Here is a 336-nt window from a genome sequence, read left to right on the forward strand (position 1 = left end):
CTGTACCTGAGCGAGGAGCTGTTCGCCCTGGAGCGCGAGCAGTTCTTCGCCGCGACCTGGAACTACCTGGGCCACGCGAGCCAGGTGCCCAACGCGGGCGACTACCTGACGCAGGACATCGCCGGCCGTCCTCTGGTGATGGTGCGCCAGCCCGACGGCGGGCTGAAGGTGCTCTACAACCGCTGCGCCCACAAGGGCACCCAGCTGGTGAGCGACCCGTGCGGCAACACCGGCAAGTTCTTCCGCTGCCCGTATCACGCGTGGACCTTCAAGCTCGACGGCACGCACCTGGGCGCTCCCATGCGCGACGGCTTCGAGGGCACGGCCTACGACCCG

1 protein-coding gene is annotated in these 336 nt (G+C 68.8%); it reads left to right on the forward strand.

What is annotated here, in order from left to right:
* Positions 1–336 (forward strand): Rieske 2Fe-2S domain-containing protein (locus CVH10_RS18840; protein ID WP_146143071.1); only part of this gene is annotated, 336 nt, incomplete at both ends.

The sequence above is a fragment of the Halomonas sp. ND22Bw genome (assembly GCF_003011945.1).
Taxonomy (GTDB): Bacteria; Pseudomonadota; Gammaproteobacteria; order Pseudomonadales; family Halomonadaceae; genus Halomonas; species Halomonas halophila.